The sequence below is a fragment of the Oxalobacteraceae sp. CFBP 8761 genome (assembly GCA_014841595.1).
Classification (GTDB): domain Bacteria; phylum Pseudomonadota; class Gammaproteobacteria; order Burkholderiales; family Burkholderiaceae_D; genus Telluria.
In genome coordinates, this window is record JACYUE010000001.1 from 2,663,017 (window position 1) to 2,677,268 (window position 14,252).

Sequence of the window (14,252 nt, forward strand, 5' to 3'; positions counted from 1 at the left end):
GCTACCATGATTTCCATGTGTGGACGACTTGACCAAAGCCAAACGGCCCGTTACTACGCCAGCGTCATCGGCTGGCTCGACGCCGTGTATGACAGCGAATCCGAACCGGCCTATAACGTGCCACCGGGCACCTATCGCCCTGTGCTGCATCTGCAGGACGGTGAACGGCGCGTGGACGACGTGTACTGGAGCTACCAGGCGCGCTGGGCCAAGGGCAAGGTCCCGGTGACCATCAACGCGCGTATGGACAAGCTGGACAACCGCTACTGGCGCGGCCTGCTCAAATCAGGGCGCGCGCTCGTGCCTGCTTCGGGCTGGTACGAGTGGACGGGCGAAAAAGGCAGCAAGCAGCCGTGGCATATCCACCGCAAGGATGGCGCGCCGCTGTTCATGCTGGCGCTGGCGAACTTTGGCAGTTTCACCGAAAACCGCGCCGAAGCCGGCTTTGTCATCGTGACCGACGATGCCTCCGGCGGCATGCTCGATATCCACGACCGGCGGCCGGTGGTGCTGGACGCGCAGGACGCCGAGCGCTGGCTCGATCCGGCGCTGTCGAGCGAAGAGGCATTGGCGCTGGCCCGCTCGGCCGCCCTGCCCCCGGACGCGTTTGCCTGGCACGAAGTCAGCACGCAGGTCAATCGCGCCGGCGCCGGTGGACCTGAGGTGGCGCAACCCATCGACAGCGACGCCTGAGCCATCCCGCCGCACAGTCCGGCGGTATGAATATCCTGGAACCCGTCAGTTGTCTGATCTGGATCGAACCCGGGATGCAACCAAACGTCGTGTTCGCCAGTCTTACCGGATTGCTACCACACGTGAGGTGAATCCATGGGCGAATACATGCAAATCCGGGGCCTGCTGCAAGAGGGTGAAGAATACGCTGGTCTCATCCTGGGCAAAGACGACCCCGACTACCACCTGGTCTTGCTGCCAGGCGACAGCGCCGACGTCAGCTGGCCCACGGCCGCCGACTGGGCCGCCAGCCAGGGCGGCGCCCTGCCCACGCGGCGCGAGCTGGCGCTGCTGTTTGCGAATCTGCGTGAATCATTCCAGCGCGACTGGTACTGGTCCAGCGAGCCGCACGCCACGCGCGCCCAGCTGGTCTGGGGGCAGAATTTCGCCAGTGGCATCCAGACCATCTACGGCCGGCCGTACCGCGGGCATGCGCGCGCGGTGCGGCGGATCAGTACGGCGGCCTGAACCGCGGGCTGAACCGAGGACTGACCTGCAACCTGACCCGCGTCACGGCGCCGGCACGCTGGAGCGGCCGATTGGCTGCTCCATATTGGCCAGATACCAGGCCGTGGCCGCCATCAGCGCGACGTTGCGGCGCAGGCTGTCGGGATCGACCTTGTCCAGCGTATCGGCCGGCGTGTGGTGGATGTCGAAATAGTTCGCCGTGTCGACGATCGGCGCGAAGCTTGGCACGCCTGCGCGTTCCAGGCCGGCCAGGTCGCCCGTCGCCAGCACGTCCTGGCGCTGGAACACGCCGGCGCCGATCGGCTGCAGGGCCGCTTGCAGGGGCGCGAACAGCTTGACCGACTGCGGCGTGACGCTGGCGCGCAGGCCGAACGGGCGGCCAACGCCATTGTCACTTTCGATCGCGCCGAAGTGCCTGGCGGTGTTCGCCTGTTCGGCGGCAAGGTAGGTGCTCGCGCCGCGCATGCCGTTTTCTTCGTTCATCCACGCGATGAAGCGGATCGTGCGGCGCGGCCGGTAATCGAGTTTTTTCAGGACGTCGAACACGGCCATCGCGCTGGCCACGGCGGCGGCGTCATCGTGCGCACCGGGCGACAAGTCCCACGAATCGAGGTGCCCCGAGACGATGACGATTTCTTCCGGCTTTTCCGTGCCCGGCAGATCGGCGATCACATTGAAGCTGTCGGCGTCGGGCAGGTTCTTCGGCGTCAGCACGAGTTTGAGCTTGACCGGGCCGCGCTTGGCCAGGCGCGCCATCAGCATGGCGTCTTCCGCCGTCACGGCCGCTGCCGGGATGCGCGCGTCGTCCGACAGGCCGGACGAACCCGTGTGCGGCAAACGGTAAGCTGCGCCACCGACCGAACGCACCAGTGCGCCGACAGCACCCAGCTCGGCCGCCAGGCGCGGACCGTTGCGGCGGTAGTTCGAGCCCGCACCATAGGCCGGGCCGGCCAGGCCGCGGTCGGCCATGTGCTGGTCGAAGGCGACATCGAACAGCACGATCTTGCCCTTGACCTCGGCGGAGCGCGCCTTGAGTTCCTCGAAACTATTGAGCACGAGCACCGGCGCGACGAGGCCTTCGACCGGCGTGGCGCCCGAGCCGCCCAGCGCGGTCAGCACGATGCGCTGCGTGATGCCTGCCGGGCGGCCCGTGTAATCGACCAGTTCGCCCGTCTCGATCCCGCGCACCCAGTGCGGCACCTTCACCGGCTGCAGCGTCACCTTCGCGCCCAGCTTGCGCATGGCGTCGGCAACCTGGGTTACCGCCGCCGCCGCGCCAGGCGAACCCGACAGGCGCGGGCCGATCAGGTCGGTCATGTCTTCCGTGCGTTGCCAGGCGTAGTCGCTCGTCATCGCCGCGTCGCGGATCATGACCAGCGCAGCAGGATCGTTGCCGGGACTGGCGGCCAGGGCCGCGGGAACGATCAGCGCGCCAGCGATGGCGCCCAGGATGGGAAGACGGCGAAGATGGCGACCGGGGAAGTTCATGCGTGAATCCTTGCGGTATTGAAAGGATTCAAACAATAGCGCATCTGGCAAGGTTTTGCCCCGACTTTCCTGATGGAGAGGCCGGGGCGAAGTTCGACTGTCAGGCCGTCACCAGGCGCACCAACGTGATTTCTGACGGCGCCCCGAAGCGCTTCGGCGGGCCCCAGTAGCCCGTGCCACGGCTCGTGTACACCCACATCTCGCGCACCCGGTTCAAGCCAGCCACGAACGGTTGCTGTAGCGGCACGAACAGGTTCCACGGGAAGAACTGACCGCCGTGCGTATGACCCGACAGTTGCAGATCGAACCCTGCCGCGGCCGCCGCCGTCGCGCTGCGCGGCTGGTGCGCGAGCAGCACGCGCGCACCGACGCCGGCCGGCGCACCGGCCGCGGCGCGTTGCGGATCGCTCTTGTGCTCGGGGTGGAAATGGTGGGCGTGATAGTCGGCCACGCCTGCAATCATCAGGCGCGCGTCGCCCTTGTGCACGATCACGTGCTGGTTCATCAGCACATTCAACCCCAGGCGCCGCACTTCGGCAATCCACTCGAGCGCGCCCGAATAGTACTCGTGGTTGCCGGTCACGAAATACACGCCGTCGCCCGCGCGCAGGCGGCTCAGGGGTTCGGTGTGCGGCGCCAGCCGCTGCACGCTGCCGTCGACCAGGTCGCCCGTAACGGCAATTGCATCGGCTTCCAGCGCGTTGACTTTATCGACGATGGCGTTCAGGTAGGCGCGTTTGATGGTCGGGCCCACATGCACGTCAGAAATCTGCGCAATCGTGTAGCCGTGCAGCGCTTCCGGCAAGTCACGGATCGGCACATCGACTTTCACGATGCGCGCGACGCGGCGCGCGTTGGCGTAGCCGATCAGCGTCACCACCAGCGCGACCAGCGGCACCGCCAGCGCGCTGATGTACAGCACCGGGGCCGTTGCTGCGCCAATGACGATCAGCGCCAGCAGCACCAGGTCGCGCAGCACCGTCGCCACCAGCAGCGACGAGAACAGACCCATCGACAGCAAGCCGACCCATGCCACAGCATCGGACCAGCGGCGCCGGCGCATCGACGCCGACATCAGCCCGACCGGCACCAGGATCCCCAGCAGGCATAGCAGTAGTCCTGAAACAAGGTTGCCGACCATGCCAAAGGCCAGGTCGGGCAACAGGCGCACGCCGATATACACCAGCAGCATGACCATCAAAAAGAGAACGACGAAAAAGCTTCGGCTTGGACGCATGAGGGAAATAGATGAAAAGCAATAGAAGCTACATGGGGCACATGGGCCGAGATGCAAGCGAGGATGTTACAGACCGAGCATCACTTGTAAAAATCTGTATTAGCAGATGGCACTATTCAAAACCAAGAATATAGTGATTCTTACCCGGTGAGCGAGAACATCATTCCGATCTCCGCTGGGGCAAAAAGGAAAAAGCCATGTTCAAATCGAAGACCTTTGGTGCTGTGCTGCTGGCCGCCGTCGCCGTATCGCCGGCGGCAATGGCCGGCGATCGTGGTACCAATACGGCCATCGGCGCCGTGCTCGGTGCAGTTGTTGGCCACACAGTCGGCGGTACCGGCGGCGCGGTGGCCGGCGGTGTGATCGGCGCGGCAGTGGGCAACTCGGTCCACTCGCGCGATGACCGTCGCCACTACGGCGATCGCGGTAACTATTACGATAATCGCGGCGGGTATTACCAGTCGCAACCGACCTACGTCCAGCAGCGTCCGGTCTACGTCCAGCAGCGCCCTGTGTATGTCCAGCCACGCCCGGTGTACGTGGAATCGCGTCCTGTGTACGTACAGCCACGTCCGGTCTACGTCGAATACCGTGACGGCGGCCGCGGCTGGGACCGTCATGACCGCCGCGACCGTTACGATCGCCACGACCGCTGGGACCGCGATGACCGTCGCGGCTACGGCCGCTAACCCCGAAAGCCGCGCACCGCGCGGCTTTTTCTTTGCCCACAGACGGCACAGCCGGGGTCAGGTCTGACATTCAGACACGACCTCAGCCTTATCCACTTCCAACGGTGTCTTGTCCAGCATTAGCGTGGCCTTTTTTCCAGCCAGGCCCGATGTCCGACTACGCGACTGTCGAGATCGTGTCCGAATGTCAGACCTGACCCCCGCTTTTTCCTGGCCCCCGCTTTTTCCCACAGCCGGGGTCAGGTCTGACATTCAGACACGACCTCAGCCTTAGCCACTTCCAATGGTGTCTTGCCCAGCATTAGCGTGGCCATTTTTCCAGCCAGGCCCGATGTCCGGCTACGCGACTGTCGAGGTCGTGTCCGAATGTCAGACCTGCCCCCCGCTTTTGTTTGTGCCCCCGCTTTTGCAGTCTTTTCTCCTTCCCTCCGCTGTGATTCTGCATCGGCGCCTCGCGCCATGCTCGGGGGATACCATGTACGACGCAGGCACCGTCATTTCGCTCAGCGGCGGCCAATATCGCTTGCGCGAACCGCTGGCTGGCGCGGCCTATGGCGTTGTCTGGCGCGCCGACAGCCTGCATGCCATCGGGGCCGTCGCCCTCAAGCTCGTCAACCTCGACCAGATGGCGCGAGCACCGGCCGCACTGCGCATCCGCTGGCTGGACAGCGCCAACACCGAGATCGCATTCCTGCGCAGCCTCGCGCCGTGGGACGGCCGCCACATCGTGCGCCTGCTCGACAGCGGTGAGCATCTGGGCCTGCCGGCACTGGCCCTGGAATTGCTTGATGGCGACCTGGCCGCTTACTTGGCGGAGCACATCGCTGCCGGTCACACGATCGCCCCGGCCCGCGCCCTGGCCTGGACCGGCCAGGTCAATCAGGCGCTGGCCAAGGTCCACGCCAACGGCTGGCGCTACCTCGACCTGAAACCGGGCAACCTGTTGCTCGACCGTGCCACCGACACGCTCAAGCTGGCCGACTTTGGCACCAACCGGCGCCTGGACGACCTGCGCGCCCATACCTATGCCGGCACCGCCAACTGGCAGGCGCCGGAGCAGTTCTTCCCGGACGCCGACGCAGATGGCTACGCCACCGAAGCGCGCACCGACTATTTCGCCCTGGGCGCCCTTTTCTATTACCTCGTCTGCGGCCGCCTGCTGCGTTACAGCAGCACCTGCGGCCAGGCCTGGCAAACGCATGGCCGCGATGGTGCTGCCACCCTGCTGGCCGCGTACCAGGCGCGCCCGCCCGTGCTGCAACTCGATGAAGCGACGCTGTTTGCCAACCGCCTGGGCCAGGCCGCCGTGCCGGGCCTGGCGCTGCTGCGCCGCCTGCTGGCCGACAGCCCTGCCGAGCGGCCGCAGCACGCACTGGAGATCAGCCGCCTGCTTGGGCAAGCGACCAGCCTGCTTGGCGCCCCGCCAGCCAGGAGCGCAGCATGAAATCCAGTCACCCGCGCATGTTTTTTGGCGCCGTGACGGCTTCAATTCTGCTCGCGCTGTTGTGCGCCGTGCAGCTGCTGGCCATCTTGCGCGCACCTGTCGCCTGGCTGCCGCGCGAGATTGCGGTGACCCTTCAGCCGGGCGCATCGATTGTGCTCGGCCGTGCGGAACTGGGCGCGCCGCGCGCCGCCGCGCGCCAGCTGACCTTGCGCCGCGATATCGCCGGCGCCTGGTGGCTGCGCAATCTGGAACCGGTCCAGCCCATCGTGCTGCGCCGTGGCGACGCGCGCGTGCGCACCAGCGACGTCCCGCTGGAACGTGGCCAGCAGATCCAGGCTGGCGCTGCGCGCTTTACCGTGCTGGCGCACGATGCCGGCAGCGTGACGCTGTCGAACGGCGAGCGATCCTGGCGCTACGACGGCGCCACGCTGCTGCAGGACGGCGCACTGCAACCGGCCTGTCCCGATGCCCCTCTCGCCAGCCGTGCGCTCGCGTTGTGGAACCGCGTCACGCCGCACTCCCTGGGCCTGGCGCGGCCCGTCAGCCTGGGCGGCCTGCTGTATTGCGGCAACCGGCTGGCCAGCAGCACGTTCGAGGCGGGGACTGCGTCGCTGGGGCGCCTGCCGGATGGCCGTATCGCGCTCTCGGTACGGGGCGACCAGCCGGTGCTCATCTCGACTGCGAACGGGTGGGAAGACGCTGCCCAGCGCGACCAGCCGCTGGCAACCACGGATGCCTTCGCCGTCGGCCGCACTGTTTTCACGCTGGCGCAAAATGGCGACATGCTGCACTTGACACCATCGGGGCAGGTCGCGCTGTCAGACGCGCCGCAGGTCCAGTTGCCCGACGCCGTGCGCTGGCAGTGGCAGGAACGCACGCTGTTCGCGCTGCCTGCCCCCACGCCGCTGGCCTGGGCCGCCGCGCTTGGCGTGCTGCTGCTGGGTGCGGCCAGCGTACTGCCCCTGCTGCGCCAGCGCGCGGATCGCGCACGTGTCGCCATGCCGGTGGCTGCGGCGCTGATCGCCGCCAGCGCCACACTGCTGCTGGTGGCACAACGCAGCAGCGGCGCACCCGGCGTGGGCGTCTCGCTGCTGCTGGCCTGGGCCACGCTATGGCTGGCCCTGCGTTTTCAAGCACGCATCAGCTTGTTGACCGCTGCCGCCGTCCTGCTGCTGGGCGCCGGTCTGCTGGTGCAGCTCGAGATGGGCCTGGGCGCGAGCGACACCGCCTGGCTGCGGCACTTCCAGAACTCCACTGCGTTGCTGGGCCTCGGCTTGCCGGGCACACTGCTGCTCTTGTCCTCCGTCGGCCGCAACAACCTGTCGCGCCCCGTCACCGAACGCGTGCTGCTGGTTCTCGCCGGGATCGCGCTGGTCGGCGTGCTGCTGCAGGTCTGCTTCGGCAGCGAGACGGGCGTGTTCGACATCCAGCCGTTCGAGTTCGCGAAGTTCGCGCTGGCCGCGCTCAGCGCCCACTGCCTGGCACTGGTCGCGGGCGGCGCGACGCACCAGCAGCGCAACTGGCGCTTCTGGCTGCGCATGGCCGCGCCCGTGCTGCTGTTCGTGTTCCTGCTGGGGGTTGCGCTGGTGCGGGTCGACGATTATTCGCCACTGGTGCTGCTGCTGGTCTGGAGCGGCGCGATGGCGCTGGTCTGGTGCGCGAGCCGTGGCCGGCGCGCCGCCCTTGTCACGGTCACTGTCGCCGTCTGCCTGCTGGTAGCCGGCGGCGCCGCGCTGCGCAGCAGCGGCGCCTTCCTTGGCGCGCTGGGCTTTTATCCCGAGCGGTTTCAGGTCTGGAGCGCACCCACCGTCCATCCGCACACGGGCCAGCAGATGCTGCTCGGCGCCCGCGCCATCGCCCAGGGCGGCTGGCTGGGCGCCGACAGCGCGCTCGGACTTGCTGCGCTGGGCGGTGCGGCCGGCGACGCGCTGGCGATCCCTGCGATCCAGGATGACTTCGCGCCGGCCTTCCTGCTGCAGCGCCACGGCCTGGCCGCCGGCCTGGCGCTGTGGACGTTGCAGGCGTTGTTCCTGGTGGCGCTGGTGCGCGTTGCCGCCGGCGCCTGGGCTCGCGCCTTGGCAGCCAACGATTTCCGGCGCGCCTGGCTGGGGCGCTTCCAGTGCTTCGCGCTGTGCGGTGGCGCCGCGTTCGTCGCCGGCCACCTGCTGCTGTCGTGGGGCACCAACCTGGCGATGTTCCCGATCATGGGCCAGCCGATGAGTTTCCTGTCGGCCGGCGGCTCGCATCTGCTGTTTTTCATCTGCCCCCTGCTAGCGTTTGGCATGGCAAGCACCCCATTCAACGAGGAGATTCAATCATGCCGGTCTATGTCCAACACGAAGTCCTGGGCAAGGTAGAAGACGTGTTCAATGCCGACGCGCTGTGGCAGGCGCCCGGCCTGTCGCTGTTCTCGCGCCGCGCGCTGCTGCGCGACCTGCTCGAACGCTCGCCGCGCGAACTGCGCGGCCGCGCCGCAACGCGCTGCTTCTCGCACGTGACGCTGATGCTGCCGCAGGACGACGTCGACGACGACCGGCACCTCACCCGCGGCGCGCGCGTGCGCGACCTGGCGCAGTCGCTGGCCGCGCTGCACCAGAAGGATTTCGGCGACCTGCTCGGCGGCGATGAGGTGCGCTATTTCATTTCGGGCGACGAGCGCATCGCGCCCGGCGAAGTACAGGTCAAGTTCGGCCACGCCGTCTACCTGCCGGCACCGGGCGAACAGGTGCAATACACGGTGACCGCTTCGCGTGACAGCGCGATCTGGCAGCCCGTGTGTGCGATCTACCCGAACCAGCGCCTGACCCTGGTGGGCATGGACCCAGCCAATGCCACGTTCGCCGTGCCGGGCTGGCCGTTCGGTCCGGACGGCGGCTTGCTCCTCGTGAACGACGGACCGGAAGCGCCCCTCGAGCTGCAGGTGCGCCCGAAAGACAGTTTCGACTGCGTCTTCGATGCCACCAATGGCTACTACGTCCTGCGCGGCAAGGGCGCGAGCGCCCAGCGCCTGCTACTCAAAATCAGTCGCGCTGGCGCAGGCCTGAAGCCACCGGTGTCCGCGGCTGCTGCGCCTGCAGCCCCAGCCACCGCGCCCCAGCGCAGTCCCGCCGTCTGGAAATCACGCAGCAGCACGCCACCGGCCGACCTGACCGCGATGCCGCTGGCAGCGCCAGCGCCCGTGGCCACACCGGCGCCCGCACCGACGCCGGAAACGGACACCACCTACGCGCCCGTCGCGCGCCATCGCATCACGCTGGCCGCGCTGGCCCTGCCGCGCCTGAGCCGCTACCGCGACACGGGTGCGCAGGCGCTCGAAGTGGGTCTCGATGCGCAACTCGTACCGGCTGCGCCAGGCAAGGACAACGTGATCCGCTTCGCCATCGACGATGCGGACGAACTGCATGCAATCACCCCGGCCGGTCGCCAGCGGATTGCCGTGCCGTCGCAGTTCTCGCCGATGGATGGAGCCAGCATCGGCCTGCTCGCCGCGCCGCAGTCGATGGCGGAGCGCTACAGCGCCCTTCTGGTGCTGCCGCAAGGCCCGTCGCAACCGGCGGCAGGCGGCTCACGCCTGACGTTCGGACGCGGCATGCCGTCACTGGCAGCACTGCGCGTGCTCGATGCGCCGCAGTTCGTGCGCCAGGCCGACGGCGCCACCGCCAGCGCTGACCGGCTCGGCCTGTCGCGCAGCGCCTTCAGCTGGGAAGCATCGGGCGATGGCCTGCGCGTCGTGCGCCTGTCGCCCAGCCAGGCGTTGTATCACCTCGACGCCGGACTGGCCCTGGTGGCGCAGATCGACGCGGCCACGCAGGAAGCGCCTTACCTGATCCCATCGGGCCATCACCTGGTGGCCGGCCACTACGTGCTGCGCTTCGACGCCTGAGGCCAGCATGCCATCGTCGACCCACGTCGCGGCGCATTTTGCCACGTACATTGGCGCGTTCGGCGCGGCCCTCGTGCTGACGCTGTGCGCCTGCGCGTGGCTCACGCCGCGCAGTTGGTGGCGCCGGCCCAACGCCCGCGCGCTGGGCGTGCTGGCCGCCGGTACGGCGGCCGGCGGCGCACTGCTGCTGGCATTGTTCGGCGCACCGGGCACGCTGCCGCAGCCCGCCGAACTGGCCGAGGCGCCACTGCCGGCAACCGACGTGCCCGTGGCCGGCGCGCCCTACCGCGTGCGCGATGCGCTCAATCTGCGCGTTGCAGGCGGCATCGGCGCCGAGCGCCTGCTGGTGGTGCCGGGCGGTGCGCGCGTGATTGCGACCGGGCGCCGCGATGGCGACTGGTGGCAGGTGCGCGCTACGCTCGATGGCCAGGATGTCGAAGGATGGGCCAGCAGCCTGTGGCTGCGGCGCGCGGACGAACGTTAATTTGCTATGCTGACTTGAACGGTTTGCGTCGGCCATGAGCAGCTGTTCAGACGATCACGTCAAACCTCGCTTATCATTGAATTTCCTCTTTTCTCTTATTTCCGCGCCCAGACCATGCAACTTCGATGTCCAAACTGCCAATCCAGACTCGGCATCTTTACGGAATCCGACGGTCAAAAGCGTGTCAAACATGGCGCGTGCCCGAACTGCGGGCAAAAAATCACCATCAGCGCCAGCGGAAAAGCGCTCGCTCTCGTCGTTCCACTAATCGTTGTCCTGGCCTGGCTTAGCTGGAACTGGTTACCGCCTGCAATCCTGGGGCTGTGCGCGGGTGCGCTGATCTGGTTCACGGCGGTCAGGTTGGACAAAGCCACCTGACGCGATCCAGTCATCGTGCCCTTTGGGGCAGTGAGAATTCAACCATTTTCCCCAGGATTCACGAAGAAAAAGCCGTTGATTACGCCTGGTTGGCTGCGCAGCCGTGTTCATCCCCAGGGCTGGTAGTCGATGCCCTGGGCGATCAGCGGCGTGACAGCATTGACGTTCTCGGCACTCTCGCTGAACGACGCCAGCACGCCAGCCAGGTCGCCGCGTCCGGAATCGAGCACCGCGACCCAGAAGTCAAAGCCGGCCTGCTCCGGTTCTCGGTCCAGGATATTGCGGTACAACCGGCCGATGATGTCGACGTTGGTCGGCGCAGTGCCATACACGTCGCGAAACTCGGCGGATGCGACAAAACCGTGCGCCACCGTGTCGAGCGCGCTGCCAGCGTCGAGGGCTGCGATCCAGAAGCCCAGGCCCACCTCGTCCGGTACGCGGTCGAAGGCGGCCCGGTAGATGCGGTACGCCTGGCCAGCCGTGCCCGACAAGTCGAGCGCCATTGCACCATCGGCGAACAGCAGGCGTTCCAGGGCGGCAGTGTTGTCGACACCCTCGCCACGCTTGCCGTCAAGCTCCCTGACCTGCCAGTCTGCACCGCTGCTTTTTCTGACTACCTCATAGGCCGCGCGCGGCCCTGTGTATAACGCGGTGTCCAGGCCAAGCCCGCCATCGAGGCGGTCGTTGCCGGCGCTCCCCCGCAGGATGTCGCTGCCATCGCCGCCATACATGAAGTCGTTGCCTGCGCCACCGTCGATCCGGTCATCGCCATCGTCGCCGTAGATGTGCTCGTCAATGGCGCTGCCGTGCAGAACGTCGTCCAGACGGCCACCAAACAGGCGGGTCGACATACCGTCGCCTTCGAGCGTGATGCCGCGTGTGGACCCGTCCGGGTGCCAGCCGCCCGCGAAATTGGCGTCGCCCAGCTGTGTAGCCAGCACATTCTCGAGAATGATGCGTGTGATGAATACGCCGGGGCCAGCCGCGCCATCGTCATCGGTCCGCACCAGCACCCGGCTGCCGTCCTGCACCAGGCGCAGCCCACCGACGGCGCCGAACGGGTTGCCTGCAATCCGATGGAAGAGGTCAGACAGGTCGAGCACGTCGCCGCCGGCCCCGGCCTCGAAATCGAGCACCGTCACCACAGGTGGTGCGAAGCTCGACGCGACGAACACCGTATCGCTGCCAGCCCCGCCACGGATCGTCACGGGGCGCTCGACCAGAGCGTCGTCGATCCTGATCGTGTCGTTGCCATCGCCGGTATCGATTGACAACGGCGCGATGCCGGTGAGCTGGCCGCTGTAGTACACGACGACGCGATCGTCCCCACTACCGCCCAGTACGCTCTTGACCTCAGGACTGGCATGCAGGCTGTCGTTGCCGGCTCCGCCGTCGAGCACGGTTTCGCTCACCCGGGACGCTGCATCAGGGCGACGCCAGTTCATGCTGACAAGAAGCCAGTCGTCGCCATCGCCGCCCCGCAGGATGTCGGCGCCGCCGCCTTCGCCGCCGATGAGGGTATCGTTGCCGGCACCGCCGTCGAGCGTATCGTTGCCGGCGCCGCCGTCGAGGGTATCGTTGCCGGCTTCGCCGAAGATGGTGTCATCCAGCGCTGATCCCGTCAATTGATCATCACCTGCAGAGCCGGTCAGCGTCAGGCCGGCACTCTGGATAGTGGAAAGGGCAGCACTGTAGCGCGCATTGGCGGCCATCTTTGAAAGCAATGTCATCACGTGGACCGTACGGTGTCGAAGCGCTGATTATTGCCTTTTTTATCATGTTCTCCAAGGTAAACACCAAACTCATGCGCAGAGGGTATTCCTCGTCATCGCCTCCTTCCAATGGTAAATTCCTGAAAATAATGCGATGTTTCGGACAATGAACCTGCCCATGCTGAATCGAACCTTCACTGCACTATGTCTTTGTGCCCTCACGACCTTCTGCAACGTCGTCGATGCCGAAGAAATTTCATCGGACAACTGTGGACATGACCGTGCCCGCCTGCTTTCCCTGGACGAGAACGAATTTGATCAGGATATGGCGGGAGGATGGCGAGCGTTGGCGGCGACACCTGGCTGCCTCCTGATTGCCGCCGACCTGGTGCGCGATTACCGGAACGCGCATCACAAACACGCCGGGCTATTGTTCTGGCATGAAGCCCAGGTGCGGGCCGATGCCGGGCAGTATGCCGAAGCGATCGCCTTGATGAAAAACGCCTACAAGCCTGCAAAAGACGACAAGGCCGGTTGGAATCCATACGTCGATGCAACCATTGCCTTTCTGCGCAGGGACCGCTCTGCGCTGCAGCGGGCTCGGGCAACGCTTGCTGCAGTCCCACCGCCCACAGGCGTGGGTGTGCCGCCTGTGATTGACGGCTACATGGAGGCGGACTTCGACGATGGAACAAAGAAAAGAATTCGTTGGCCCATCAATATCGATGTCGTCGAAGGACTCGAACATTGCTTCGACAAGCCCTATGCCGAAGCCTACAAGGATGTATGTCGCCCAAAACAGCAATGAGCTCAACCAGGCGCCGCGCGTTCGCTTCGGCGTAGACGCCGCTTCCACAACCTGTTATCAGGTCAACCGTGTCCGTCAGTGCGCCGCGCGCGAGCAGCAACGCCATCGTCAGCGTTGCCGGTACACGGCTCAATCACGCGCAGTGCGCCATTCCTGCCGCCGGGCCGGTTCTTCATCCTTCGGACAGGTCGTGTAGCGCTGCTTGCCGTGCTTTTCGAACATCTCGACGTCGGTGGTCGGCGCGCGGTCCGTCAGGCAGTAAGTGCCGTTTGCGGTAATCACGCGGGTGCGCCGCGCGCCATCGCCCGTGTTGTTGACCAGTTCAACGACGCGCGGCGCCTCCCACAGGCGCGGCGGCGCCATCTCGCGCGCATGCTCGATGCCGCGGCGCAGGCGCAGTTGCGGGCTGTCCGGCGGCAGCACGATCGTTGGCTGGCGTTCCTTGCGCAGTGCCCGATCGATGTCGCCGATACTGCGGCGTGCGCTGTCCATGATGGCGGCGGTGCTGGGGATGGCCGGTTCAACCGGCGCTGGCGGCGCATCGGGCGCTGACGTGGTCACCGTTGTCGGTACAGGAATTTGTGCCGGCGTCTCTGCCTGTGCCACAGGCACCGGCCGCGGACGCGTACTACGCGTCGGCGTCGGCGCAGCCTCACGCTGGACCGGCTGCCCGACAACGATGCGCGGTGCTGGCGCTGGCACCCGCAGCCACAGCATCGCCGCATCGTCACCCGCAACCGGGGCCGGCAACGTGCGCGCCATCTGCCACCCCAGGATCAACAGCCCGTGCACGAGCAGCGTGGCCGCCAGGCCCGCGCTGCGGGGGTCGGTGAAACGGTAACGCGAAGAGGCGCGGTTCATATCCGCTCAGTATAGCCAGTCCGATGGCGTCACTTATTCAACAATTACCACCGCGCCCGGCCGTCTCC

General features: G+C 66.5%; 12 protein-coding genes. 8 read left to right on the forward strand and 4 right to left on the reverse strand.

The features are described from left to right. The first annotated feature begins 15 nt into the window (after positions 1 to 15). Together IFU00_11545 and IFU00_11550 are read left to right on the forward strand one after the other, a co-directional pair. On the forward strand, positions 16 to 693 hold the full coding sequence (locus tag IFU00_11545) for an SOS response-associated peptidase (protein MBD8542917.1): 678 nt from the start codon (positions 16 to 18) through the stop codon (positions 691 to 693). 135 nt (positions 694 to 828) lie between these two features. Next, on the forward strand, positions 829 to 1,200 hold the full coding sequence (locus IFU00_11550) for a DUF1566 domain-containing protein (GenBank protein ID MBD8542918.1): 372 nt from the start codon (positions 829 to 831) through the stop codon (positions 1,198 to 1,200). Between the two features lie 42 nt (positions 1,201 to 1,242). Here the strand turns inward: IFU00_11550 and IFU00_11555 are convergent, their stop codons facing one another. Beyond that, positions 1,243 to 2,688, reverse strand: a complete 1,446-nt coding sequence (locus IFU00_11555; GenBank protein MBD8542919.1) for a M20/M25/M40 family metallo-hydrolase — start codon at positions 2,686 to 2,688, stop codon at positions 1,243 to 1,245. Between the two features lie 100 nt (positions 2,689 to 2,788). Beyond that, positions 2,789 to 3,925: a metallophosphoesterase gene (locus IFU00_11560; GenBank protein ID MBD8542920.1), complete on the reverse strand. Its 1,137-nt coding sequence runs from the start codon at positions 3,923 to 3,925 to the stop codon at positions 2,789 to 2,791. 197 nt (positions 3,926 to 4,122) lie between these two features. On the opposite strand from IFU00_11560, the gene IFU00_11565 reads away from it, so the two are divergent. The 5 genes from IFU00_11565 to IFU00_11585 all read left to right on the forward strand — a co-directional run bounded on the left by IFU00_11565 (position 4,123) and on the right by IFU00_11585 (position 10,425). Then, complete coding sequence (locus tag IFU00_11565; GenBank protein ID MBD8542921.1) at positions 4,123 to 4,614, forward strand: hypothetical protein; 492 nt, start codon at positions 4,123 to 4,125, stop codon at positions 4,612 to 4,614. Positions 4,615 to 5,089: 475 nt separating this feature from the next. Beyond that, positions 5,090 to 6,058 carry a serine/threonine protein kinase gene (locus tag IFU00_11570; protein ID MBD8542922.1) on the forward strand — a complete coding sequence of 323 codons (969 nt, stop codon included), beginning with the start codon at positions 5,090 to 5,092 and terminating at the stop codon, positions 6,056 to 6,058. Then, positions 6,055 to 8,415, forward strand: coding sequence for an FtsW/RodA/SpoVE family cell cycle protein (locus IFU00_11575; protein MBD8542923.1), 2,361 nt, complete (start codon positions 6,055 to 6,057; stop codon positions 8,413 to 8,415). Before IFU00_11570 ends, IFU00_11575 begins: the two co-directional genes overlap by 4 nt. Continuing rightward, a complete protein-coding gene (locus IFU00_11580; GenBank protein MBD8542924.1) occupies positions 8,376 to 9,941 on the forward strand; it encodes a hypothetical protein in 1,566 nt (521 codons plus the stop codon). The genes IFU00_11575 and IFU00_11580 overlap by 40 nt, the downstream gene beginning before the upstream one ends. Before the next feature lie 7 nt (positions 9,942 to 9,948). Next, positions 9,949 to 10,425, forward strand: coding sequence for an SH3 domain-containing protein (locus tag IFU00_11585; GenBank protein MBD8542925.1), 477 nt, complete (start codon positions 9,949 to 9,951; stop codon positions 10,423 to 10,425). Between the two features lie 485 nt (positions 10,426 to 10,910). Here the strand turns inward: IFU00_11585 and IFU00_11590 are convergent, their stop codons facing one another. Beyond that, positions 10,911 to 12,533 (reverse strand): DUF4214 domain-containing protein, encoded by a 1,623-nt coding sequence (locus tag IFU00_11590; protein MBD8542926.1) that lies wholly within the window; start codon positions 12,531 to 12,533, stop codon positions 10,911 to 10,913. Positions 12,534 to 12,768: 235 nt separating this feature from the next. Here IFU00_11590 and IFU00_11595 point away from each other — a divergent pair, with 235 nt between their 5' ends. After that, a complete protein-coding gene (locus IFU00_11595; protein MBD8542927.1) occupies positions 12,769 to 13,323 on the forward strand; it encodes a hypothetical protein in 555 nt (184 codons plus the stop codon). A gap of 129 nt (positions 13,324 to 13,452) precedes the next feature. Here IFU00_11595 and IFU00_11600 read toward each other — a convergent pair whose 3' ends face one another. Continuing rightward, a complete protein-coding gene (locus IFU00_11600; GenBank protein ID MBD8542928.1) occupies positions 13,453 to 14,184 on the reverse strand; it encodes a hypothetical protein in 732 nt (243 codons plus the stop codon). Positions 14,185 to 14,252 lie beyond the last annotated feature (68 nt).

Bases quoted from the DNA above. Each gene is read 5' to 3' on its own strand.
- IFU00_11545 (MBD8542917.1), top strand. From the start codon at position 16: ATGTGTGGACGACTTGACCAAAGCCAAACGGCCCGTTACTACGCCAGC.
- IFU00_11550 (MBD8542918.1), top strand. From the start codon at position 829: ATGGGCGAATACATGCAAATCCGGGGCCTGCTGCAAGAGGGTGAAGAA.
- IFU00_11555 (MBD8542919.1), bottom strand. From the start codon at position 2,688: ATGAACTTCCCCGGTCGCCATCTTCGCCGTCTTCCCATCCTGGGCGCC.
- IFU00_11560 (MBD8542920.1), bottom strand. From the start codon at position 3,925: ATGCGTCCAAGCCGAAGCTTTTTCGTCGTTCTCTTTTTGATGGTCATG.
- IFU00_11565 (MBD8542921.1), top strand. From the start codon at position 4,123: ATGTTCAAATCGAAGACCTTTGGTGCTGTGCTGCTGGCCGCCGTCGCC.
- IFU00_11570 (MBD8542922.1), top strand. From the start codon at position 5,090: ATGTACGACGCAGGCACCGTCATTTCGCTCAGCGGCGGCCAATATCGC.
- IFU00_11575 (MBD8542923.1), top strand. From the start codon at position 6,055: ATGAAATCCAGTCACCCGCGCATGTTTTTTGGCGCCGTGACGGCTTCA.
- IFU00_11580 (MBD8542924.1), top strand. From the start codon at position 8,376: ATGCCGGTCTATGTCCAACACGAAGTCCTGGGCAAGGTAGAAGACGTG.
- IFU00_11585 (MBD8542925.1), top strand. From the start codon at position 9,949: ATGCCATCGTCGACCCACGTCGCGGCGCATTTTGCCACGTACATTGGC.
- IFU00_11590 (MBD8542926.1), bottom strand. From the start codon at position 12,533: ATGACATTGCTTTCAAAGATGGCCGCCAATGCGCGCTACAGTGCTGCC.
- IFU00_11600 (MBD8542928.1), bottom strand. From the start codon at position 14,184: ATGAACCGCGCCTCTTCGCGTTACCGTTTCACCGACCCCCGCAGCGCG.